We start from the raw sequence: 23,677 nt of genomic DNA, 5'->3' as shown, positions 1-23,677 counted from the left end.
GCATTATAGAGCATGTACCATGCCCCCGGGGTGTGCCGCTCGCAAAGCAGTCCGAAATCGCGAAGCTTGCTCCGCCCCGCATGTTCGCTACTTGGTCGCGCTTCGCGAGGAATTGTCCGACATGGGAGTTGCCGGTAAGCGCATAAGGACAGACTTGGCCTCCTGGGCATTGAGGCCGATCGCGCGCAGAATCGCGCTGATGGCAGCGTCACGGTCGATCGAGGACAACCTTCCTTCGCCGAGCGCGCGTAAGATCTGGAGCATGATTCCGACGACAATCTCCAGTTTCAGCTCTGCAGACACCCCGTCGTCCGGCAATGCCTTCGAGAACTGCTGTAGGTCTTCGAAGAGGCGGCGGCGGGCAATCTCGCCGCCCTTCGGCGCCGCTGCCGCCAGTCTTGCGACAACGCTGGCCCATAGAGGGTCTTTGAGAGCCTTGTCGATGAATGAGTAGCACCCGAAGGCAATCTTTAGAGCAGGGTCGGTGAGGGAGCCTCGGCCCGGCTGCAGCAGTTCGTCGAAGGACCGCACCAGCTCCTCCGCGACCGCTGCGGTCACTGCCTCCAGGCTGTCGAAATGAACGTAGAAGGTTCCCTTGGCGACGCCGGCCTCCTTGACCACGTCATCCACTGTGACAGATTCCACCGCCTGCCTAGCAAACAGCGAATTGGCGGCAGCAACAAGCTGCGCTCGAGTTCTCGCGCGCTTTTCACGCCCGATTTCGGCGCGTCGGATCGGATCGATTTTGGCCACGTACAGACAACCTGAAAACTTTTCATGCAAATAGGTCATATTGACCAGAATGTCCAGTTATCAGCCCTAACCAGATGCGACGACCTTTCTAAGTCGCGGAGGGGCAGCACCGGCTAGTTCTGTGCGATCGTGCCGCTGCAGCCGTCGTAAAGCTACCGGCAAACCCAGTGCGCAAGAAGTACTATCATCGCGCCCCCGTATTCCCGGCGCTAGGCTCGGCGAGGAGAGAACTCCTGCATCGTACAAAAGCGTAATTCTCATATTGACGTTAAGGTCGAATTGACATATTAGTCAAGTCGAAGGTCAAATTTGATCATGCGTAGGCCTTCTCATCGTCAAACCCTTACAACCTCGAACCTTTCGAGCGGAGGCTTTCATGCGCCCGTCGTCCGGTCAGTTTCTTTGTGTCTGTGTTGCTAGCCTTTATCTCTCTGGCAGTTGCGAAGTCCTCGGACTCGCAGTCGCGACCATGCTGACGCTGGTCTCCTATATCGCCGTCAACCAATTTCGGGAGACGGACGAGCCGGCGATAGATCCGCGTGCACTCGCGGCGCCTGCTGCCGTACGGCTGCACTGAGGCGGAACAGCCATGCCGGAGACCCCAGCCTCGCTCCTTGAGCGCTCTCTTCGATCGGATACCCCGATGTACGTCTCGCCGAGTGAGAACAAGCAGGATTATGTAGACAGGATGCTCCTTGCCGCGTTGCAGGAAACGCAAGTGACGGCGCGCTCCTATGACACCAAGGCGCAGATCGTTGGCGCCGGCTACATCCTGGCACTCAATCTGGTGCTGCATTTCGGCGATCTCCTGCCGACGCGTGCACCGCTTGGCCCGCTGTTCTTCGCCGTGGTCTGGGGCGTTGTCATCCTGCCGATCCTGCAGTTCGGGCAAGTGCTCTATCCGAGCCGAACCCGCGCAGAAAAGGACCTGCTCGGGAAAACGTCCGCTGCTTCCGATCAGCGCGTCTACTATGTCGAACCCGACACATTTGCCGATCTCAAAGACTTCGTCCGAGAGGCGCTGAGATCCGACTGGACCTCGGTGCTCGGCGCCGAGCTGCTCAAGACGTCTCGCGTCAGGATCATCAAACAGGTGCGCTTCCGGCGGGGCCTTATGATGGCCGTCGTGTCTTTCATCGTGCTCGGAGGCGAGCAGTTTATTCGAAGTCTCGCCATCCCCTGATAAGGAACATTCGGTAGGCGGGGACGATCCGGCCCGGTTCGAGTTCCACACCGGAAAAGATAGGAGATTCTATGCGACTTTAGAGGTGCACAGAGATCGGCAAGATCCACCTGGGGCTATGAACGCGGTAACAGTCCGTTTAGGGCCAGGTCGAAATGCGCCTCGATGAAGGCAGGCCCATCAATCGGCTTTCGATCCGCAAACATCAGGCGCCACACGGCAACGTGAAGGATCGAACTGGCGACGACGTCGGGAAACTTTGACGCGGCCCCCTCGCGGAATTCTCCCGATGCCACGCCTTCATCGACGAGCGTACGGACGGCAGCGATCAACGGAGCGATGAACTCGTCATGGTGTCGGTCCACAATGTCGGGGAAGCGCGTCCCCTCGGACAATGACAAGCGCAGGAGTTCTCTTGTTTTCCGGTCGTCGGCGATCTTTTCGTATGCCAGGAGCAGAAGGGCCCGTAGCTGGTCCGCCGTCGAACCTTCGAGTGTGCCGACAGACGCCAGCAGGTCCGCGAACGGGGTCGACATATGGCGGAACATTTCCTCGAAGAGAACGTCCTTCGTCGGAAAATAGAGATAGACGGTGCCCTTCGTCACCCCGAGGCGGGCAGCAACGTCTTCCACCCGCGTCGCCGCGTATCCCTTGACGGTAAATTCTTCGAACGCGGCCTCGAGGATCTCCTGAGGGCGCCTGGCTTTTTGTTCCGCCCGAGAGGTCTTCTTTTCGGTCTTTGTCATCACACTTCCATTTCCTGCTGGATTGGACCGGTTGTTCGGGTCGCCTGGTTGCAAGCAATCCTAGCAGGTTAGCCCGGGTACAGACGGTTCGCCGCTTTGGCAACTGTGATCATCCCGGCGCCTTGCTCAACTAATTGACTAACTCGTTAGTCAGTGATACTAGCGCACCACCCTTTTGATTGCAAACCGCTGTGGAGAAAAACATGAAGCCCTTTCGTTTGATTGGAATTGGTCTCGCCTGCGCCTATCTCGCCGCTTGCGAAGACAAAGCCGAAGTGGCCGCGCCACCACAGCAGGTTCGGGCGGTTCGCGCGTCTGCGGCCGAGTATCAACCGGCCGCAGAGATTACCGGCGAAGTCAAGGCACGGATCCAATCCGATCTGTCCTTCCGCGTCAGCGGCAGGGTTATCGAGCGTCTCGTCGACGTTGGATCGCATGTGGACGCCGGCGACGTCCTCGCTCGTCTCAACGATACCGAACAACGGGCCGATGTGGAGGTAGCCCGCGCTGGGCTCGAATCGGCACAGGCGATCGTCAAGCAAAAGGCCCTGACGTTCGAACGGTATGACGCGCTATTGCGCTCACGCTCGATTGCTCAGGCGACCTTCGATCAGGCTGACAAGGAACTGCGAACGGCACGAGCGTCACTGGATGCTGCGGAAGCGGCGTTGGCAACGGCGAAGGACGCATTGTCGCATACCGAGTTGAAGGCCGGCTCGGGAGGGATCATCACCGCGCGCGAGATCGAAGTCGGCCAGGTGGTTTCCGCGGCGCAGCCTGCCTTCACTCTCGCCCATGACGGCCCCCGCGACGCCGTTTTCGACGTCTTCGAGGCTTTCTTTCTCGAAGGACGGCCATTGGCGCAGGTCGGTGTCGCACCGGTCGGGGATCGCGCGCTCGAAACTCAAGCGACCGTCAGGGAGATCGCTCCTTTCATCGACACGAGAACCGGAACGATCCGCATCAAGGTGGCGCTTGCGGAAGATGCGCAATGGCCGCTTGGCACGCCGGTTGTCGGTGAATTCCGTTCGCCGTCACGCAAGGGGATTGTCCTGCCCGCCGGCGCGATCGCCTCCGCGATGGGCGAGCCCGCCGTGTGGCGCATCAACCCCGTGAAGAACTCCGTCTCGCTGCAAAAGATCGCAGTCGCTAAGTACCGGCAAAGCGATCTGATCGTGGAGGGCGGGATCGCTCCGCAAGACCTGATCGTCACAGAGGGCGGAAAGTTCCTCAAGCAAGGCCAAGTGGTGGCCTGGGAGGGCAAGTAAGATGGTTGCTTATCGTCCCCAAGTCTCGTTTTCACTCCTGGCAGCGCTGGCGATTCTTGCCGGCTGTAGTCAGGATGCCGGCGCAGGTGAGACCGCCAGGCCGCGGCCGGTCAAGTCCGTTGCGGTGAGTGCAGCGCACGTGCAGCTAGTGCGCCTCCCCGGGATCGTCCAGGCCAGGGTTGAGACCGATCTTGCATTCCGAACCTTGGGACGCGTCGTGTCGCGCAAGGTAAATGTTGGCGACCTCGTGCGTGCCGGCGATGTCGTGGCTGAAATCGATCCGTTTGCTCTTCAGCTTGCGGTCCGCAGCGCCGAAGCCGATCTGCGCAACGCTGAAGCGCAGTTCGAGAATGCCTTGTTGACGCAGGACCGCAAGCGGAGGCTTGCCTCGACGAGCGCCGCGAGCACCGCGGATCTGGACCTCGCCGATCAGGCGCTGAAATCGGCCTGGGCGGGCGTCGGCAAGGCAAATGCCAGCCTTGAGAAGGTACGCGAGCAGCTTGGCTATGCTGTGTTGAAGGCCGAGTTCGATGGTGTTGTGACTGCGACCTGGGTCGAAGTCGGACAGACGGTAACTGCCGGGCAGCCTGTCCTGAAGCTTGCGCGTCTTGATCAGCGCGACGTAGTCGTCGACGTTCCCGAAACGTATCTACGATCGTTGCGTCTGGGGGACCGAGCGGACATTGCCCTCCAACTCGATGACGCGCTGCAGACCTCCGGCGTCCTGCGCGAAATTGGCCCGCAGGCGGATGCCGGTACTCGTACTCATCGGCTGAAAATCGCCATCGATGAGGCGCCGGAGGTCTTCCGGCTGGGATCGGTAGTGACCGCGGCACCAGCCGGCGTTCGGCAAGGGGCGGCGATCGACGTACCGGCAACGGCCGTCGTCAAGAAGGACGGCGCCGACCGTGTCTGGGTGGTTGACCCGGAGACACACACCGTCTCGCTCAAAGCCGTGCGGCTCGACGGCTCCTCCACGGACATCCGTTCTGTCCAAGTCCTCTCCGGGCTCAAGGATGGCGAAGAGATCGTCGTCGCCGGCGTGAATGAACTTGCCGAGGGGCAGAGTGTGAGAACTGAACAGGATAATCGCCCGTGAACAAATTCAATCTTTCAGACTGGGCGCTCGAGCACCGCTCGCTCGTCTGGTATTTCATGATCATCTTCGCAGTGGCGGGAGCGTTTGCCTATCTAAGCCTTGGCCGTGAAGAGGATCCATCCTTCACGATCAAGACGATGGTGATCCAGGCCCAATGGCCCGGCGCCTCTGCCCAGGAAGTGACGCAGCAGGTTACCGACCGCATCGAAAAGAAGCTGCAGGAACTCAACAATCTCGAACACACCCGCAGTATCACAACCGCCGGCCAGACGATCGTCTTCGTCGATCTGTTGCCGGATACGAATGCGCAGGATGTAAAGCCCACCTGGTCGCGGGTGCGCAACCTGATCGACGACATCAAACACGAGTTCCCTCAGGGCGTCATCGGTCCGTTGTTCGATGACCAGTTCGGCGATGTCTACGGCAATATATTTGCCTTAACCAGCGACGGGCTAAGTCACCGGGAACTGCGGGACTTCGCGGAAGATGCCCGTACCCAGATCCTCAAGATTGCGGACGTCGGCAAGGTCGACATCGTCGGCGCGCAGGACGAGGTCATCTATCTTGAGTTCTCCACCCGCAAGATCGCGGCCCTCGGCCTTAACCGCGCCGACATTATTTCCACGCTGCAGGCGCAGAACGCCGTCACCCAGTCGGGTTTCATTCAGACGGGACCAGAACGCGTCGCATTGCGGGTCGGAGGACGCTTTATCTCCGAAGACACCTTGCGTGGGATCAACCTACGGGTAAACGACCGATTCTTCCCGCTGACAGACGTTGCCAACATCACGCGTGGCTATGTCGACCCGCCGACCTCGCTCTTCCGATTCAAGGGAAAACCGGCCATCGGGCTCGCAATTGGCATGAAGACCGGCGGTAACCTGCTTGCCTTTGGCGAAGCGCTCGAAAAGACGATGGCCGGGATCGTTCAGGATCTTCCCGTCGGCGTCTCGGTCGAACAGGTATCCGACCAACCGAAAGTCGTTCACGAGGCCGTGGGAGGCTTCACGAAGGCCCTGTTCGAGGCGGTGGCCATCGTGCTCGCGATCAGTTTTATCAGTCTCGGTTTCCGGGCAGGCCTGGTCGTGGCGATCGCGATCCCGTTGGTTCTCGCTATCACCTTTATGGTGATGCTCTATTCGGGCATTTCACTGCAGCGAATCTCGCTCGGTGCGCTCATTATCGCACTCGGTCTTCTCGTCGACGACGCAATGATCGCGGTCGAAATGATGGTGGCACGGCTGGAAATGGGTGACAGTCTCAGGAAGGCCGCCACCTACGTCTACACGTCCACGGCCTTTCCGATGCTGACCGGCACGCTCGTGACCGTCGCGGGCTTCATCCCGGTCGCCTTCAACAAGAGCAGCGCCGGCGAATTCACTTTCACCCTCTTCGTCGTGATCGCCGTATCGCTCGTCGTCTCCTGGATCGTTGCCGTCCTGTTCACGCCTCTCATCGGCGTTACCTTGCTGCCGAAGACTATGAAGAAGCATGCTGAACACAAGGGCCGGTTCGCGAGGGCATTCTCGAGCATGCTGCAGTTCTGCTTGCGCTGGCGCTGGATGACGATCCTCGCGACCGTTCTCCTCTTCGCAGGTTCGCTCGCGGGGCTGACATTGGTGCCGCAGCAGTTCTTCCCAAGCTCTGACAGGCCGGAACTGATCGTTGACTGGAACCTGCCGCAGAACAGCTCGATTGCCGAAACGAGCCGTCAAATGGCTCAGTTCGAGCGCGAGATGCTGGCCGGAAACCCTGCGGTCGATCACTGGTCGACATATGTCGGAAGGGGCGCGCCGCGCTTCATCCTTTCCTTCGACGTGCAGCCGGCAGACGTTTCCTTCGGTCAGACCGTTATCGTCGCCAAGGAGCTCGACGCCCGCGACAAGCTGAAGCAAGAAGCGGAAGCTTACCTCCAGAAGACCTTTCCCGGCACTGACGCCTATGTGAAGCTGCTGGAAATCGGACCGCCGGTCGGCAAGCCGATTCAGTACCGCGTGTCCGGCGAAGACCTCCAGACGGTGCGCGACCTGGCACAGAAACTGGGGTCTGTCATCGGTGCCCATCCTTCCCTCAAGAATCTCGCCTTCAACTGGAATGAACCGGCACGTGTCGTAAAGATCGACGTGCTGCAGGACAAGGCGCGGCAGCTCGGTGTCTCGTCCCAAGACATCGCGATGGCGCTCAACACCGTCGTACAAGGTGACGCCGCAACGCAGGTCCGGGACGACATCTATCTGGTCAATGTCGTCGGTCGTGCCTCGGAAAAGGAGCGCGGCTCGATCGACACGCTGCTCGACCTGCAACTGCAGAGCAGCAGCGGTCAGTCGGTTCCGCTCTCATCGGTCGCAACGTTCCGTTACGAGCTCGAACAGCCGACGATCTGGCGGCGCGACAGGGTCCCGACCATCACGATCAAGGCCGGGATCAGTGGTACGACGCAGCCGGCGACCATCGTGAAGGCGCTCGCCGACAAGGTTGCGGCGTTCGAAAAGACGCTGCCGGTTGGCTATTCCGTTGCAGTCGGCGGCGCGGTCGAAGAAAGCGCCAAGTCGCAGGGGCCAATCGCCACGGTGGCGCCGGCCATGCTCCTTATCATGGCGACCCTGCTGATGATCCAGCTCCAGAGCTTCCACAGGCTCTTCCTGGTCTTCTCGGTTGCCCCTTTGGCGCTGATTGGTGTCGTCGCGGCGCTGTTCATGAGCAATGCCCCGCTCGGCTTCGTCGCTCTTCTGGGGGTGCTCGCACTCGTTGGCATTCTCATCCGCAACTCGGTGATCCTGATCGTGGAGATCGAGGAATTGCGAGCCGCGGGAAAGTCGCCCTGGACGGCGGTGGTGGAGGCGACCGAACACCGAATGCGACCAATTATGCTGACGGCCGCAGCCGCGACCCTGGCGCTGATCCCGATCTCGCACGAGATATTCTGGGGACCCATGGCCTATGCAATGATGGGCGGTATCGTCGTGGGCACGGCACTAACGCTCCTCTTCCTGCCGGCGCTCTATGTCGCCTGGTTCCGGATACCGCGTGAGATCGAGGAGGGCTGACATGACCGGTTCAACGCCTCCCGACCGCCCGCGCAGCATTTGCGCTTTGCAATGGATCGGCCGCAAGCGGCCGATCCTCACGACACATCGAACAAAGCCTCGACAGGTGCTCCCCGCGCTAGTGATAGTGTCCGTCGTCATAACCGGCTGCGCGACCCGGGTGGAGAACGTCCTTCAGCCTCATCAGGTGGCAGCCAACGACGCCAGCCGGGTGAGCATGCTGGTGGCAACGACGCGAAGGCCATCCGACGATCCCGGCCGCCTCTATTCGGGCGAGCGTGGAACGGCGATCTCGCTGAATAACCTCACCGTCTCCATTCCTCCGGATCGAAACCGCAAGATCGGCGAGGTGCAGTGGCCCTCACGCGTTCCGCCGAATCCGGAAAAGGAGTTTGCAGTCCTTGAAGTCGGCAAGGTTGCGACGGAAGGGCAGGCTCTCGCATGGTTTCGCAAGAATCGGAACGCCAAGCGGCAGGTGCTCATCTTTGTTCATGGCTTTAACAACACTTATGCCGACGCCGTCTTTCGCTTCGCCCAGATCGTACACGACTCGGGCACCGATGCGGCACCTATACTCTTCGCCTGGCCATCGCGGGCTCGCGTTTTCGACTACCTCTATGACAAGGAGAGTGCCAACTACTCGCGGCGAGCCTTGGAGGACCTGATCCTTCAGGCCACCCGAAGCCCCGATGTCGACGAAGTGACGATTCTCGCGCATTCGATGGGGACCTGGCTCGCGGCGGAGGCACTGCGCGGTGTTGCCATGCGCGAAAAATCGATCCCGGCCAAAATCAAGAATGTCATCCTTGCATCGCCGGACATCGACATCGATGTGTTTCGCCGGCAGTTTATCGAAATGGGACCAAAGCGGCCGCATTTTGCGATTCTGACATCCACACGTGACAAGGCGCTCGAGGTTTCGGGCTTTCTGTCGGGCGGAGTTGACCGCGTCGGAGGATCCGATCTCAGACCCTATGCCGCTGCGCTCGAGGAGTTGGGCGTGTCAGTCATCGACACAAGCGCCATTGCGTCAAACGACCCGCTTGGCCACAATGCCTTTGCTGACAGTCCCGAGATCGTGCGTCTGCTCGGCCGGCGTCTGGCCGGCCAATCGATTTCGGGCGGCGAGGAGACGTTCGCGGATCGCGTGGGAGTAGCCGCCGCCAATTTCGCCGGGTCGGCAGCCCGCGTGGCCGTTGCGGCTCCGGTATCGGTCATCAGCGGCGATGCGCGCGAAGTCTTGAAACGCGAACTTTCTTCCTCGAGCGGGCAGATCGTGGATGGAAGGATCGCGTATTGACGACAGGTCTGCCTGGCAGACCTGTTTTCTGCCTAGCTGCCTCCATTCATGTTTGGCGCCCCTTAGCGCGCACCGTCGAGATCATCCAGTCGATCTGCGGCATAGAAGCCTGCAGAAACTCGCTCCCAGCAGAAGGTGACGTCGATCTGCGACGCCGTTTCCGGCGGCGAGGATCAAAACGAATACCCCACTTTGACGGCGGCGCTGACGAGATCGTTGTCCGTAAAATTTCCGAATGAACCCGACGCATCACCGAACTGGTGGTAGCTGATAGCGGTGGTTATTTTCATCCCGTCCTTCGTATAGATCGCCCCAAGCGTGGCGCCCCACAAACCGTCGGTTGCGTCGAGCGGCCCTTCAGCCGATACGTCGGTCGAGGGTTCATATGTCAGAGTTGTGAAACCCGACCATTGTTCACTGAACATCTGTGCCACGCCGAGCGTGTAGGTCGTCGTGTCGTTGAAGTGGACGAGTGATCCCAAAGGGTAGCCCGGCGGATTGATCGTGTGTTCGCTCCAATCGGCCCAGCGAACTGTCGCGAAGAGCAACGTGGAAAGGCTGATCGGCGCCTGGAGATGGACGTTGACCGATTGCGGGGTCTCGACATCCGTGGTCCCTTGATAGGCACCGGACGTGTCGAAATCGTAGTCGATCGCGGAATTGTACGTGACTGCGATCCGGACATGGCTTTCCGGGATTTCAAAGGCCGCCCCAACCACGTAGCCCGCCGCCCAGGTGTCGTCAAAGGTGACGTTGCCAATACCGGCGGGCACGCCGCCTGCGAAAACTGAGATATCGGTGTCGCCACCCATACGTTGCAGTCTGGGTCCGCCGAAGACGCTGAAACGATCCGTGAGCTTGTAACGCAGCAAACCTGTGACTGCGATCGACTCGACTTTTCCCGACAGGCCGGACAGCGGCCCGCTATCGTACTCGACTCTGCGCCCATACGGATTGTCTACGATGACCGCTCCTGAGAATTGTTCGTTGATATCGGCCTTGAAGGCGCCATTGTAGAATGGGACCGAGGGCGCCGTATCGCCGGAAGCAAACGGGGGCCCGACGGCAATGATTTGTCCCCCCACGTTCGGACTGCCAAAGCCGATCCCGAATTCGACGTAGCGTCCCGTCTCGAATAGGGCTTCATTCGGCTGCCCCAGGAGATCGAAGCCTCCTCCCATCGCCGGTGTGACCAAAAGACAGCTGAACAATCCGGTCGACAAATTAATAGCTTTCATGCGGGTCTCCCTCCTCCGAGACGTGTCGCTTTTCCGCAAAGCCCAAGGAAATGCGCATTGCTCTCTTTGCCTGCAGCCCTGCGCGTTGCCGGCTGCTCCAGGTCAAGGGGCTAGACCAGAAGGTGACACCCGAGCCCTTCACACCTCCGCCGATTAGACTGTGGTGCGGGCGGCCACGGCGTGCGCGTCCTGGTCTCGCCGAGATCACGCGTCCACGATTGCGAGCAATTGCCCGCCAAAATCGACCGCGCTGTCATCGGTGCGCATTTCGGCACGCATTATGTCGCCCGGTGCGAGGTAACGTGCGTGCGCGGTCGCCTCCTGGATGATCGCTTCCTTCCGCTCCGAATCCTTGAAGAGCTTGGTCGTCAGGATTTGGGCGAGGGGGGCGCTCGCTTGCAGGATCACGCCGCCCGGCGTCCCGGTCAGGACCAGATCGCCCGCAGCCAGGTCCATTAGAGACGCAATGTCGTTGAGGCAGGTTTCCGGGCGAAAGACGAAGTCCCGGGAATGGGCCGACTGCCGCAGTTCGTCGTTCAGCCAGAGACGGATCTCAATCCTGTCGAGCAGATCCGCCACCTCGTCCGCTTCGGGAATGACCAGCCACGGACCACAAGGGCAGAAGGTCCGGGCGCTTTTGCCGCGGAACCACTGCAAGAAGGCTTCACCGAACATGACGTCGCGGGCTGATATGTCGTTGCACAAGACGAGTCCGCCGATGAAATCGCCGAGGGTCTCTCGGGTGACGTGGTCGCCCGCAGTTAGTGGTCGCTTCAGGACAAGCCCAAGTTCCACTTCGTAGTCGAGCATCTGACATCCTGTCGGCCGGATGACGGGATCGAACGCTCCGGATAGCGAGGAGGCGGCCTTCATGAAGAGCAGGTTCTTCTGGCGTGACGCATGCCCCGATTGATCCGCGTGATCTGCATAATTCAGACCCTGGCAAACGATCTGCGCCGGCGCTGTGACGGGGCTCAGAATGGTTGCCGAGTTGATCGGGAAACGTTCAGCGCCTGCCCGCGCCTTGAGCTCAGTGGGAGGAAGGCGCAGGATGTCGGCAGTCGAGACGAAGGTGCCTTCGAGGGGTGCGATCTCTTCTCCATCCAAAATTCCCCACAAGGGTTCTCCACCGATCGCAAATCGGGTCACTTTAACAACCATTTCATTTCCTTTTTTGAGGGGGCCGCTTGGAAAGCGGCTCGAATCTCCGCTCACAGCACTTTGAAGGTCGGCGCGGCGTTAGGCGCGGTCCTTGCCCTTGAGCTCCCCGTATCGCTCGCGATAGTTCTCGATCGTGTCCATTGCCCCGCAGAATTCGACATTGTGCCAGTCGGGGTCGTAGAGATAGCAGGCCACGTTTCCGCCGGTCTCGCCGTCGCCCAAAGGCGGTTCGCTGTTGTGGCGGACTGGACCGTAGTTCAACTGGAATCCGTCGGCCTGCTGTTGCTTGGCAAAGGCCAGGACATCCTCCAGTTGGTTTCCTTTCACCTCGAGCGCGAAATGGAAGAAGCTCATGCCCGAAGGTACGGTAATCCTGCCTGAAGGATCGTATTCCTCGACGAGCACGAGGCATTCCTCGTGGTCAGTTGCACTCATGTAGCAGCAGCGAATGCGCCACCCTTCCTTGAACGGATGCGGCTCCAGCTCGCAGGTGCGGCTATGGATCATGCCGGCAACTTTCTCGTACCAGGCCCGGCTTCGCGCGATGTCGCGCACATAGATGGAGAGCTGTCCGATATGAGAAACGAGCGAAGGCTTGAAGACGCCGTAGTCCTCAGTCTTGTTGGAGAACCGCCGCTTCGTCAGCGTCGGCCACAACAGCACCATTTCGCGAAACCATTTCCGCTTCAGGAGGCCTGCGAAGCGTAGCTTGAATGGGGGCAGGACGTTCGGGGGAACGAATGCGGTATTGCTCATCTGCTGGGCTCCTCAATGATCTCGATCCAGTGCCTGTCTGGGTCCTGGAGGCAAAAAGCACGCGATACAGGGCGCGCGGAGGCGAGCATGCGCCCCTCGCGGATCGGTAAGTCCATGTCTCGTGCGCGGCGTCTGATCTCGTCGAATGCCTCTGCGTCCTTCACGGCTAGCGTGAAGTGGAGCATGGAATTGTTGTCCATCTTCAGCTTGTGATGCTTCACCAGGCAGATGTCGTGATGGTGGAAGCCGAATGAGAAGAAATGCATTTCCTGCTGCGACAAACGCATCGCGGCGCTGCTGTCGGGATGGTTGAGAGCGGAGAACTGCAGGTCGAAGACCTTGATATAGAAAGCCTTTGAGCGTTCCAGGTCGGTAACGTAGAAGACGTGGTGTTGAAGGTGGGTGACGAGGATTCGAGTTGGAGCGTTCATGACTGGTTTCCTGACTGCTGGTTTGCCCATGAGAGTGCTGGCGCCCCGATCTCGGAAAGGGCAAAATTGATCGCCATGACTGGCTTCCTTTTCTTCTCGCGAGTGTTCAGAGGAATTGCGCCTTAAAGGCGTAGTGGCCCAGTTTTTCGCGCAATAGGCGTGGATCGCCCTCTGCTGTAATTCTTGCAAGCAGCCCGAGCCGGGCGTCTTGAATGACCGAAAGCGATTCGAGCTTCACGCCGGACGACGCCGCCTCCTGAAGGACGACATCCTCGATCTCCAGCATCGACAACGCTGGCTTGAAGAGCTTGCCGACGGGTGTGACGGGGAGCGTGGGCAGAATCCGGACGGATTTGGGGTGCGCAGCGCGCTCGGGAATACGGCCGACGGCATGGGCAAGCAGATCCGCCTCCGTTGCGGTCGTCCCGGGCTTCAATTGGACGTAGAGCACCGGCAGTTCTCCCGCGCGCTCATCGGGTCTTCCCACCGCTGCGGCAAGCTGTACCGCCGGGTGATCTTGCACGGCATTTTCGATCAGCTTCGGATCGATGTTATGCCCGCCCCGGATAATGAGCTCCTTCTTGCGACCGGTCAGCCAGAAGTAGCCGTCAGTGTCCTGGCGGGCGAGATCGCCGGTGTTCAGCCAGCGCTCGCCGTCAATCTCAAGCCAGAGGCCCTTGTTGTGTTCGGCATTGATGTAACCGGCAAAGACATTCGGCCCGCGGATCGCGAGCACGCCGACCTCGTCCGTCCCGGCGAACCCGGTGAAGCCCGAATCGTCGAGTCTGACCACTGCCATTTGCTGGTAGGGGAGGCGTAGGCCGATCGAACCGACACGCCGCTCGCCTTCCGGCGGGTTGACGCTGGAAACACAGGCGCCTTCCGTCAGGCCGTAGGCCTCCAGAATGCGGATTCCAATCGTCTCTTCGAAAGTGCGGAACAGTTCCACGGGCATCGGAGCCGCGCCGCAAAAACCGTAGCCGACGCTCGAAATGTCGCGGCCGCCGACCGGCACCTGCATCAGTGCCGAGTATACAGTCGGAACGCCCGAGAAGGCCACGACACGATAGTGTTCGACGATCTCCCAAAAGGACGGAATAACTCCCTCTCCGCGATAGCCGTGCGGCGTGCCCATGACGACATGCCCGCCTTGCGACCACGGGATGAGGCCTGTCACCAACTGTCCATTGACGTGGAAGAGCGGCAGGCCGCAGAAGATCGCCTTGCCCGGTGCGAACACACTCCCGATAAAGGCTTGGGTGGACCAGGCGTCGAACACCTCCGACAAATGGGTGCGCGCGGCGATCTTGGGCAGTCCGGTTGTGCCGCCCGTGCAGAAGTATGAAGAGATATCTCCGGGATTGGGCATCTCGAAGGTCAACCCGTCGCCGCGTTCCCCGGCAATTTCCTGACGCAGGCTGAGAACGGGGATAGAAAGGCCGCCGACATCCCGAGCCTGTGAGCGTACCTCCGTGGCTTCCTCGGTGGTGCCGCGGAAATACGGTTCAAAACTGACGGTCAGAATTCCCTGCAAATCCGGTACATTCGCCGCGGCCTTGATCGCCTTCTGCCAGATGTCTGTTCCCGGAAAGGGGGCCAGTGTGACGAGCCATTTTGCTTTCCCGGCAATGAGGAGCTCGCAGATCTGTCCCGATTCAAGCAGCGGATTGATCGCGAAGGTGATGCCCGCCGCCTCGCCACCCCAGATCACGAAATGCGCTTCGGGCAGATTGGGCAGCACGAAGGCCACGACGTCGTCGCGACCGATGCCCAGCCGCCGCAGGGCATTGGCTGTCCTCGTGATGTCAGCGAGGAGCTCGGCGTGCGTCCAGACGACGGGATCACGGAAGTTTTCAGAGCGCAGAAAGAAGGACAGGGCAAGCTGATCCGGCGCGACAGCGGCGCCGTGCGCAAGCATCTCATAGGTGCTTGCCGGGAGGTTACGCTCCGGCAAAGGGATTTGCTCGAATGCCTCAACATCGGGCAATGTGGCAATGGGGCGACTGACGCCGCCATGGGTTTTTGCGAGCATAGTGATCTTCCTCCCTGTAGGTCTGCGCCGGCTCACTTGGACACCGGCGGCAACTCCCAATTAGCGATGCGACGAGCTTCCTCCGGCTCGATCTCAAGTGCCTGGAGCACGAACTCCGCAGCGTCGGAGCCGCCATCCGCCCAGGTCCTATGGCCCTGCAGCACCAATGGCACTGCAGCGAGACTGGTGCCGGCAATCATCGCCAGCCTTAAGAAGGACCCTTCCGGAGGGCCGCAACACTGAAGGAAATCAGGACTTCGGGCGTGATGAGCGGGTGCCTGAGATTGAAATTCTTTATCGCTTTGGGCTCCCAGAGTGCCGCAGTTGACGCGCAAAGGCATTCAGCGGCCCGAACACTGTCCTGTTGTCGAAATTCCTGTGCATCAACACCCTGTTCGACAAGTTCAGCGACGATGCCCTTAACGCGTTGTGCGTGTGCCTCGAAAGCGGGCCAGCGCTCATCATCGGCGATCGTGAGCAGCTCGAATATTTTGTCCTCATCCCGCATGAGAGCAAGGGCCCCTCCATGCAGCCCCAGAATGAACTCTCGGAGCGTTTCGGCACTCGTAAGGGTTCCGGAGCCGAGTTGGATGACGGGAAAATTGTCTTCGAGCACCCGCGTAACAAGCCTGTCATATATCGCCACTTTGGAAGAGAAAAAACGATAGACGTTTGCTGGCGACATCTTGAGGTAGCTGGCGATGTCGCACACGTTCGTTTTCCTGGAACCATAGAGAGCGCACAATTTCTCTGCCGCGCTTAGAATACGGGCAACATTCGTTTCCCGGTTCTCCTGCCGGCTTGTTCGCCGGTGGGGCATGCCCGAGCGGCAGTTATCACTCTCAAGCATCGGCGCCCCCCCGCGAATCTGCGGCGCCGGGACGGGCCAACCTCAGTTCGCCCAGATAGACGCTCTCGGACAGGACGCAGTCGCGCCAGACGCTGCCATGGGCATGGGACACTTCGACACGATATGTGCTTCCGTCACCCCGCAAACCGTCGAAGCCAAAATCGCCGAAGCTGTTCGTCGTGGCTCTCGCGAGACACTTGCCTGCCTGGGATAGGGTTACCTCCGCCCCTTCGAGACATTCCACCGCCCCGGCGATGTCGGCGCTGACGCTGCCGCCTATGAAGCATGTCTCCCACCGTTCCAGACCCCGGTACCAGATGCGGGGTTTGGTTCCGAGCTCGGGCTTTTGCACCTTGAGCCCCTCGGTGGCCGCCTTTAGCTCCATAGCGGCGTCATCTAGTTTCACCGCCTCGAAGACGTCCGTCGGACAACTCTGCTGGCAGCGAGGCCGCTGCCAGCCCTGATCGAGCAGGTGGGCATCAAAGATCCAGGTCTGCGGCACCTGCTGCTCCTCGTTCCAGACGATTGCCCGGTACGGGCACGAGCCGAGAATGTCCTTGCGGCCCTTAGCCTTCTCTGGATCAATGATAACGATACCGTCGTCGCGTTTGCGGATGGCGTCGCCCGCATATCGCATGCAGGGCGCGTCATCGCAGTGGTTGCACATCACTGGCAAATAGGTGGTCTCCACCATCGGCGCACTGCCCTGTACGCGGCGCAGGATGCGGATCGGACTCTCTCCCACTGCAGCAGCCGGCGCCGCGTAGCCCGGAAAGTCGTTGCCGACATGTTCGTCCCGGTCCGCGATCACGCAATTGTGGCAGTTCTCGCAGCGGCCGACGTTGATGATCAGATTCCATTTGCTCAAGACTTCCTCCTACGCCGCGCAGCCATCTTGAAGGCGTCCGCGTTCTGCCACTTCTCGATTTGCACAAGGCAGGAATTGGGAGCCATGCTGCTGGTTCCGCGGGTCTGCGACCGGTCCGGGGTAAGGATGTTCAAGCAGCCGCCGACCTCTACGGTCTCTCCTTCAACTTCGATAAGCTGGAACTCGGCGCTGGCCTCATAGGACTTGACGACGCCCGGGGTCACCAGGGCCGAAATGTCGGCGGCGCAGATCACGGCTCCGCGATCGTTGAAGATTTTCACCAGGTCACGATGACCAATGCCGCGGGTGGCGGCATCGGCCGGGTTGATCCGCAGCAACCAGAAGCGATGGCCTGCAACCAAGGCACGATGGTCCTCCACCTGATTAACCGCGCTGTTCTTGCCATCCATGCTGGTGTGGAAGCTGTAGCGGCTATGTGTGGCGATCATCTGCAGCGGATAGCGCTCCGTCAGCTCGGTGGTGCTCCGCCCTTCCCAGGAGGGAATGTAGTGATTGATCGGTGGCCGATCCGGATTGTCCGCCGTGTTCCGCTTGAGGATCTCGGGCACGAATTCGAGTTTGCCGCTCGGCGTTTGCAGGCCCATGCCGAACTCTTCGGCATACTGGGATGGCATCGGAAGTGGTTCCGGCAGATCCTTGCGCCTGCCCTCGGCGAACCAGCGCATGTCGACGGGCTGGCGCAGTTCCGGCTTTTCGGGCGGCACGACGTAGTAACCTTTGCGACAGAATTTCTTCCAGGAAATTTCGCCGGGCAGATCTGACGAATCGAACACCCGCTTGACCCAGTCGAGTTCGCTGCAGCCTTCGCTGAAGACGGCGCCCAGGCCCAGCCGGGTCAGGATGGCTGTGAATATGTCGTAGTCGGACTTCGACTCGCCCAAGGGCTCGATGCACTTATGCTGGAGGGTGATGACGCGATGGTTGACCACGTTGACGCCGTGATGGGCGTAGCCTCCGGAATTCGCCCATTCGCCGATGTCCCAGCGCTCCAGCGAAGTGCAGGCCGGCAGGATGACATCGGCAAACTGGGCCTCGCCCTCCATCCAGATGGACTGGTTCACCACAAACTCGATGCTCTCGTGCCGATAGGCGTCCACCCAGCGTCCCGATCGAGTTACGGTGCTGAGGGACGATCCGCCGTAGCGGTAGATCATGTGTATCGGCGAGTAGCCCGGCATAGGATAGCTGAAAGGCGCAAACTGGGCCTCTTGGGCCATGCCGTCCCAGAGATAGCCGGTGGCGTGACCGGTGATGATCGCGTCGGGCAGTTGCTGGCGCGGCACCATCTGCTTGACGGGATTCATCGTCAGGATGTGGGGCATGCGCTGATAATTGTTGACCGCATTGCCGGTCCACGCCAGGTCGCCGGAAATCCCTCCATCCGCATAGCCCGGAAAATAGAAATGCAGGTCGTGCGGGACCCCGATCTGGAGACCGCCGAAATTGACGCCCGGCTTGCCCCAGCCCTGCATGGCCATCGTCATGATCATGCAGCGAGCCCACTGGGCTCCGGTCGCGCCGCGGCCTGCGCCGCCGAACCCCGTGCCGGTCATGCCAACAGCTAGATAGACCTTCCTGCCGCCCCACTTGCGGGCCAGGGCGCGCACGTCCCTGGCAGGTATGCCGGTCTCGGCCTCCTGCCATTCAGGAGTCTTCGGAACGCCATCGGTTTCGCCCAGCAGGTACGCCTTCCATTCGTCGAAGCCGGTGGTGCGGGTCGCGACGTATTCCTCGTCATAGAGGCGTTCCGTGACCCAAACATACATGATGGCCTGGGCCAGGGCCGCGTCGGTCTGCGGCCGGACGGGAAACCAGCGTCCGCCCAGCAACTGGGCTGTCGGATTGCAATGCGGGTCGATATGCACGAACTCAATGCCGAGTTCCTTGGCCCATAGACGACGTGTCGTGCCCTCAAACCCCGCATAGGCTCCATTGGTGCTTTCGGGATCGCAGGACCAGAAGACGATCATCTCGGCTTCCTTCAGGCAATCCTCGACCCCGCCATAGCCCGCAGGCACGCCGACCCGCATTGAATTGCCGAAATGATGCATTGCGCCCCAGTACCAGCCTTCCCAACTGTCCGGATTGGCCGCGACCCGGGTGAATCCGATCAAGTTGGCGAAGCGCATCAGCGAGCTCAGGTAATAGCCCACATTGCCCCACTGGTGGTGGGACGACATCGGGAACGTGATGGAACCGGGCCCGTGGACGCGCTTCTGCCGATTGATCTCCGTGGCAACGATGTCCAGCGCCTCATCCCAACTGATCCGCACGTAGCCGGATTTGCCGCGGTTCTGGGGATTGCGTTCGCCATTGGGATCGAAATCCACCCGCTTCATCGGGTAGAGGATACGCTTGTCCGAATAGACGAGGGATTTCATCGTCAAGGCGTGCGGCGCTACCAGCGCCCGCCGAGGCGGACTGAATTTGCGGCCGCGAGCCTCGATCACCCAGGTGGCCGGGTCGGTATCGTCGAACTCGATCGGCGTAACCCGCAGAATGCGTCCATCCTTGACATAGACGAACAGGGGACCGCCGTTGGTGCAGGTGGTGAAGCGATGGCTGCCATCGGGCATGGGCATCCCCATGGCCACGCCGGCGGTCTCGCTCATGTTGAGAGTCTGCGTGAACCAGACAATCAGTTCATCGGGCCCGGTGGTCACCACCTTAAAGTTCTTGGCCGCGTGGATGATCTCACCCTGATCGCGATTGGGTAGCAAGAGTTTCAAGGCGGTCGCCACGTCCTTGAAGGACATGACCACTTCGCCCTCGGCCGCCGTGCCCGGACGGGAGCGGAATTTGCCGCCTCGGATTTCCACGATGCGGCCGATGCTGCCGTCCTGCAGGCCGATCCACGCGGTGACATCGTGCTGCTTCAGCCGCTCCGCAAATGCGGGAGCCCGGGACGCCGTGTGGTTGAGCACCTTCGGCAGGGCAAAGAGGATAGTTCGGAGAACCTGCCGGTTCACTCTGGATCTTATGGCTACCATATCGATGCGGTCCGCCAGTCGAAATGTTCGGTTTCGACGGCATGGAAAAACGGCCTGATCGCGACATCGCGCGAGGCTTGCACGTCCATTGATCGCTCTCCTCCAACTCCCATTCCTCAATATTGACTATAAAATCACAATGACTAATTAGTCAATTCCAAAATGAGGGTCGAGCGGCGGTGGAGGGATGAAGGCGTGAGCAGGCCAAAGATACGCCCGCGTCGCTACAGCCCGAGCCCAGCAATCGACGGTTCCAATTCATGGCATTGGAGGAGGGTCGGGGGATGCGCACAAAGTGCTGGAAGTTTGCCGCCGCATTGAAGGGCGGGTCGAGGAAACCCTCTACGAATCCGAGCGGCGCCCTGTGATCGTCCTGTGTTCCGCGGTGCGGTAAGGGGATTCCTGTTCTCGTTGTATGCCTCTAGGATCGCATAACGTATCGTCGGGAACCGCGTGGGCCAGACCCAAGCCCCCCGGGGACCCAGATAGCTCAAGTGCCTTCCGGTTCTGCCGACAAACCGCTGGAGCCCAGCGCGGGAAGGACCGCCCTGACGTTTCGAGGCCGTGACGCCGAGCTGACGGGACCTAAGTCCCCATGGAGGAACATTTTGTCGGCCCTATGTTGAGAATAGGTGCTCGGTCCCCGTGATCGAGACGCCTGTAGGGCCCACCTGCCATCAGTGTCCCCGCTAGAGGTGGGCCTACCGAGGTCCCTGATGCTCGCAATTCTCGACCGGCTAGCGAAAGCCGGGCGCTGTTCACCTCACCGGTACCGCTTCGGCGGGGCGTTTTTTTACCCAGCATGGATGAGCTGGGCGTTCGCCTATGTTCCTCATCCACTTGGGTTAGGGAAAGCTGCGTGGACCTCTTTCGTGCCGCGAGCGTTCCACAACCGTTCGCGCATATTTCAGAAGTTGTAGTTATTCGGAGCGCCGCTGGAATGTGTTCCCGCAAGTTGCAATAGAAGAGCCCCACCTCCGCCCGAACGTCGATGGAGCTCTACCTTGATCCGGAGGGATTTTGGATCATTGGCGAGCCTAACAACGCGCGTGTTCTCGGAATGGTTCCTTAAAAGAAATGGCCCCGTCGGGGTGACGAGGCCAGAGGCTACCTTCGGACTTCACTCCGGGGATTTGGTGAAGCCTGCCATGTGATCCCGAGCGGGGGTGTCGGGACCAAGACACGCGAGAAACGCGCATACGGCGGAAAGGTTCCTGCCGGCAGGGAGCGAGCCAAAAAGAATGGCCCCGAAAGGGCAAGCGTGTACCTGGCAGGCTCCGTGGACATAGGCTGCTCCTCGGAGCCCGGTCGATCATCCGGCGTCGTGGATCATCGGCAAAGCAAAGAACGGTCACCGATGCGGAATGTTCCCTATGCGTCCGGCCGATACTGAGCAACGTCGGAGTGCTGCTCCTGCCACATGGCGCTCTCGAACAGCGCAGCCTCATCGCTCACCCCGTTGCGGAATTGCTCGATGATATTCCGGCCCAACATTTGAGCGCGCTTTCCGTAGCGTGGAATGCTGCACCAGATGCACACCCGATCGAATGTTCGTTGAAGCATATCAACATCGTCCGGACTTATCTGGACGGATGGCTCTCCTGCGATCTCCTGCATCGAGACTTCCGGATTACCGTGGATGAGCGCTTCAGCGTTCGCTGGCGCCACCGATCTTTTGTCGAAACCGGTCATGTATTTCAGGGCGCCGCTCTCTCGAATGCCTCTCTGGTAACAACTGAGAATGCGTCTTGCGATCACTTCTGCCGTCTCACAATCTCGCGACAGCCCGCGTTCGCGCAGGATGTCTTGGAAGATCCGATCGATCTCGTTCATTTCGTGAGGGAGAAGCGCCATCGATCTAGGCAGGGAATGCATGCGCGACCTCCTTTCCCAGGGGCGGCGCGAGGTTCCCTTCGCCGGAGCCCCGTAGTTTCGAAAATCGAGTGTGAAGAAAAAATAATATCGGCTAATCAATCCGACAAGATAGCCAAAAAGGGTGATTGAGGCCGCTCATAACGGATCGGAGCGGTCGTTATTGTGGCGCGTCAGTTACTCGACGGCGGGGCTGCTCGAGTACGCGCGAGTGTCGCGTTTTCGGCCAAGTGGTATCCACAAACCTCCCGATCGACCGCAAATGGGCGTCAATCTCCAGTTTCTGTGGATTGCGGTTGCCGTACTTCTCTCCAATGCAGTTGAGCTCTTCGATCGCGACGTCCTGTTCGTCGTCATCGCCAATCACATACTTATCGTGCCTCACAGCGCTGGTGTCACACCCAGCCTCGATCACGTCCGACGAATGCAGGAATTTCGCCCTCGCTCATCAGGCGCGTCAGAGGGCTTTGCTCATGCTGGTTTCCTCCCGATGTGGGATCTGAAGTGAGGTAGGCCGAGGCGCCGAGTGGTCGCTGGGCGCAAAAGTGCCAGCAAGATTTCGGGGCATGGGCCACGTGTGGGATGGACCCTGGAGCGCGGAGTTGATTGGGACGGGGACTTGCTAGAATTTTGCCAGTTCAGCTCCTGTGGTCTGGTCCACAACGGCGGAAAAGTCAGCCAAGATAGCAAGAGAGCAGAGGTGCTCGTCAGCGATTTGGATCAACGCTATGGCGACGTCATCATCAGCCAGCCCGCTGCCGTACAATAATCGACGAACACCCCGAACGCCTCTCTGAGGGCTTCTTGGCATTCATCGCTGCTCTGTTCGTATTTGGTTCGGCGGGTTGGAGGGGCGATTATCGGTAGAGTTACGTTCTTCATTGCTTCACCCAAGCAGCCTCATTGATTTTCCAGTGGCCCACAGCGGCCCGGACGGGCGGGCGGCTCTGGAGCCGGTTAAGAGACCTTGGCGCTGAGGCGAAGACGCCCTGGTTGAATCAGAATATGCCGTAATCGAAATACGCGACAATTGACCTCAGACCATTGGCGGACCGGCTGGGACTTAGGTCGTTACAGCAAATGGGTGGTCACGGAGTAGCTCCTTAACTCGAAGTGGCTATCCGGAATCCAAAGGGATTAACTGCCATGGCCGCGAGGGGCGGGAACCTCTGCGTCAACCACTTGTTTCCGTGTCCTGCGAGCCCACCTTTGAACGCAAGATCGACCCAATCAACCTCGCTGCCAACGGCCTCGCACCGAACTGGACAGCAACAGTGTCGGCTACATCGGGCGTATCAGGAAGGAGACCGGCGGCAGGTCAGATCACGACCATGTGTTCTCGCCCCGAGGAACGTCACTTTCGCTCGATGGTTGGCCCGACGCCAAAGCGATTGACCACCTCAGGGCACGGTTGCAGCTCTTCGGATTTATTGCTGGTTGCTCGCTGTACCTTCCAGACTCAGCTCTTTGATGTTCCAGACTCGTGCTCTTAAGCTGCGGGGTCGGTAGATGGGGACGCCACCCCGCCCAAGAGCCTTGCCGGACCGGCTGCTATCGCGAAGTGGCCACGGAGAGCTTCGGAAGGACAGTGGCGATCGGACGGCCGCCGTCGCTCAAAGCGCCCCCGACCAGCAGGTAAGCAGCGATTACCGCCATTGATAGAAGCATTACTCCGATTGGGAGGGCCGTCGTAAACTTCCTCTGTGGCGTTCCGTAAGTGTGTCGTTCGTACATTCGCAAATCCTCAATCCTTCAATTGGGCAACGACATCAAAGCTGGTCCCTGCTGACTGCAAGGGGCGCTCCGGCGCCGTTGCCCGCCCAAGGCAGTTAAGGGCTGTGCTGCTTGGGCTAAGAAGAAAACTAACGCGACGGTAGGGTGCGACAACGAACCTAAGACCTTTGCGCTGGCCGTCTGGGACTGAGGTCCCATGGCGGAACCTTTTCCGCCGCCCTAGGTTTGGATATGTTCTCGATCTTCGACCCGATCGAGGCGCCTCTGGGCCCCGCCTGCCATTAGTGTCCCCGTTAGATGTGGGGCCCACCGAGGTCGTTAATGCTCG

At 60.1% G+C, this 23,677-nt stretch carries 18 protein-coding genes; 7 read left to right on the top strand and 11 right to left on the bottom strand.

From position 1 onward, the window contains the following. Nucleotides 1-87: 87 nt before the first annotated feature. On the bottom strand, nucleotides 88-792 hold the full coding sequence (locus ACN9MO_RS24780) for a TetR/AcrR family transcriptional regulator (protein ID WP_244495727.1): 705 nt from the start codon (nucleotides 790-792) through the stop codon (nucleotides 88-90). A gap of 337 nt (nucleotides 793-1,129) precedes the next feature. Between ACN9MO_RS24780 and ACN9MO_RS24775 the strand changes: the two genes are divergently transcribed. Both ACN9MO_RS24775 and ACN9MO_RS24770 read left to right on the top strand, forming a co-directional pair. Then, a complete protein-coding gene (locus ACN9MO_RS24775; protein ID WP_156414745.1) occupies nucleotides 1,130-1,330 on the top strand; it encodes a hypothetical protein in 201 nt (66 codons plus the stop codon). Nucleotides 1,331-1,342: 12 nt separating this feature from the next. Next, nucleotides 1,343-1,936, top strand: a complete 594-nt coding sequence (locus tag ACN9MO_RS24770) for a hypothetical protein (protein WP_057255122.1) — start codon at nucleotides 1,343-1,345, stop codon at nucleotides 1,934-1,936. A 116-nt stretch (nucleotides 1,937-2,052) separates the two neighbouring features. Here the strand turns inward: ACN9MO_RS24770 and ACN9MO_RS24765 are convergent, their stop codons facing one another. Next, on the bottom strand, nucleotides 2,053-2,682 hold the full coding sequence (locus ACN9MO_RS24765) for a TetR/AcrR family transcriptional regulator (protein WP_057255123.1): 630 nt from the start codon (nucleotides 2,680-2,682) through the stop codon (nucleotides 2,053-2,055). Between the two features lie 203 nt (nucleotides 2,683-2,885). On the opposite strand from ACN9MO_RS24765, the gene ACN9MO_RS24760 reads away from it, so the two are divergent. The 4 genes from ACN9MO_RS24760 to ACN9MO_RS24745 are packed head-to-tail and all read left to right on the top strand — an operon-like array spanning nucleotide 2,886 to nucleotide 9,396. Continuing rightward, the gene (locus ACN9MO_RS24760; RefSeq protein WP_057255124.1) at nucleotides 2,886-3,950 is read left to right on the top strand and encodes an efflux RND transporter periplasmic adaptor subunit; all 1,065 of its coding nucleotides are present in this window, start codon (nucleotides 2,886-2,888) and stop codon (nucleotides 3,948-3,950) included. A gap of 1 nt (nucleotide 3,951) precedes the next feature. Then, nucleotides 3,952-5,049 carry an efflux RND transporter periplasmic adaptor subunit gene (locus ACN9MO_RS24755; protein ID WP_057255125.1) on the top strand — a complete coding sequence of 366 codons (1,098 nt, stop codon included), beginning with the start codon at nucleotides 3,952-3,954 and terminating at the stop codon, nucleotides 5,047-5,049. After that, the gene (locus tag ACN9MO_RS24750) at nucleotides 5,046-8,096 is read left to right on the top strand and encodes an efflux RND transporter permease subunit (protein WP_057255126.1); all 3,051 of its coding nucleotides are present in this window, start codon (nucleotides 5,046-5,048) and stop codon (nucleotides 8,094-8,096) included. The genes ACN9MO_RS24755 and ACN9MO_RS24750 overlap by 4 nt, the downstream gene beginning before the upstream one ends. 1 nt (nucleotide 8,097) lies before the next feature. After that, nucleotides 8,098-9,396 (top strand): alpha/beta hydrolase, encoded by a 1,299-nt coding sequence (locus ACN9MO_RS24745; RefSeq protein ID WP_244495728.1) that lies wholly within the window; start codon nucleotides 8,098-8,100, stop codon nucleotides 9,394-9,396. A gap of 173 nt (nucleotides 9,397-9,569) precedes the next feature. On the opposite strand, the gene ACN9MO_RS24740 is transcribed toward ACN9MO_RS24745, so the two are convergent. The 9 genes from ACN9MO_RS24740 to ACN9MO_RS24700 all read right to left on the bottom strand — a co-directional run bounded on the left by ACN9MO_RS24740 (nucleotide 9,570) and on the right by ACN9MO_RS24700 (nucleotide 21,618). Beyond that, on the bottom strand, nucleotides 9,570-10,634 hold the full coding sequence (locus tag ACN9MO_RS24740) for an OmpP1/FadL family transporter (protein ID WP_057255127.1): 1,065 nt from the start codon (nucleotides 10,632-10,634) through the stop codon (nucleotides 9,570-9,572). Nucleotides 10,635-10,838: 204 nt separating this feature from the next. Further along, nucleotides 10,839-11,849 (bottom strand): fumarylacetoacetate hydrolase family protein, encoded by a 1,011-nt coding sequence (locus ACN9MO_RS24735; RefSeq protein ID WP_244495729.1) that lies wholly within the window; start codon nucleotides 11,847-11,849, stop codon nucleotides 10,839-10,841. Between the two features lie 24 nt (nucleotides 11,850-11,873). Continuing rightward, nucleotides 11,874-12,551, bottom strand: coding sequence for a VOC family protein (locus ACN9MO_RS24730; RefSeq protein WP_057255129.1), 678 nt, complete (start codon nucleotides 12,549-12,551; stop codon nucleotides 11,874-11,876). Further along, complete coding sequence (locus tag ACN9MO_RS24725; protein ID WP_057255130.1) at nucleotides 12,548-12,982, bottom strand: VOC family protein; 435 nt, start codon at nucleotides 12,980-12,982, stop codon at nucleotides 12,548-12,550. The genes ACN9MO_RS24730 and ACN9MO_RS24725 overlap by 4 nt, the downstream gene beginning before the upstream one ends. Before the next feature lie 106 nt (nucleotides 12,983-13,088). Further along, nucleotides 13,089-15,014: an acyl-CoA synthetase gene (locus tag ACN9MO_RS24720; RefSeq protein WP_057255131.1), complete on the bottom strand. Its 1,926-nt coding sequence runs from the start codon at nucleotides 15,012-15,014 to the stop codon at nucleotides 13,089-13,091. 208 nt (nucleotides 15,015-15,222) lie between these two features. Then, on the bottom strand, nucleotides 15,223-15,864 hold the full coding sequence (locus ACN9MO_RS24715) for a TetR/AcrR family transcriptional regulator (RefSeq protein WP_244495731.1): 642 nt from the start codon (nucleotides 15,862-15,864) through the stop codon (nucleotides 15,223-15,225). Further along, on the bottom strand, nucleotides 15,857-16,732 hold the full coding sequence (locus ACN9MO_RS24710) for a 4Fe-4S dicluster domain-containing protein (RefSeq protein WP_057255132.1): 876 nt from the start codon (nucleotides 16,730-16,732) through the stop codon (nucleotides 15,857-15,859). The genes ACN9MO_RS24715 and ACN9MO_RS24710 overlap by 8 nt, the downstream gene beginning before the upstream one ends. After that, nucleotides 16,729-19,722: a molybdopterin-dependent oxidoreductase gene (locus tag ACN9MO_RS24705; RefSeq protein WP_113133385.1), complete on the bottom strand. Its 2,994-nt coding sequence runs from the start codon at nucleotides 19,720-19,722 to the stop codon at nucleotides 16,729-16,731. The genes ACN9MO_RS24710 and ACN9MO_RS24705 overlap by 4 nt, the downstream gene beginning before the upstream one ends. A 1,392-nt stretch (nucleotides 19,723-21,114) precedes the next feature. Next, entirely contained in the window at nucleotides 21,115-21,618 is a 504-nt protein-coding gene (locus ACN9MO_RS24700) for a hypothetical protein (protein ID WP_425988148.1), read from the bottom strand. Between the two features lie 259 nt (nucleotides 21,619-21,877). Between ACN9MO_RS24700 and ACN9MO_RS24695 the strand changes: the two genes are divergently transcribed. After that, on the top strand, nucleotides 21,878-22,123 hold the full coding sequence (locus ACN9MO_RS24695; protein ID WP_162733701.1) for a hypothetical protein: 246 nt from the start codon (nucleotides 21,878-21,880) through the stop codon (nucleotides 22,121-22,123). Nucleotides 22,124-23,677 lie beyond the last annotated feature (1,554 nt).

This window comes from Ensifer sp. R-19, from assembly GCF_049905105.1.
Lineage (GTDB): Bacteria > Pseudomonadota > Alphaproteobacteria > Rhizobiales > Rhizobiaceae > Ensifer.
Note: the sequence above shows the minus strand (reverse complement) of the source record. Positions and strands in the feature narration are given on the sequence as shown.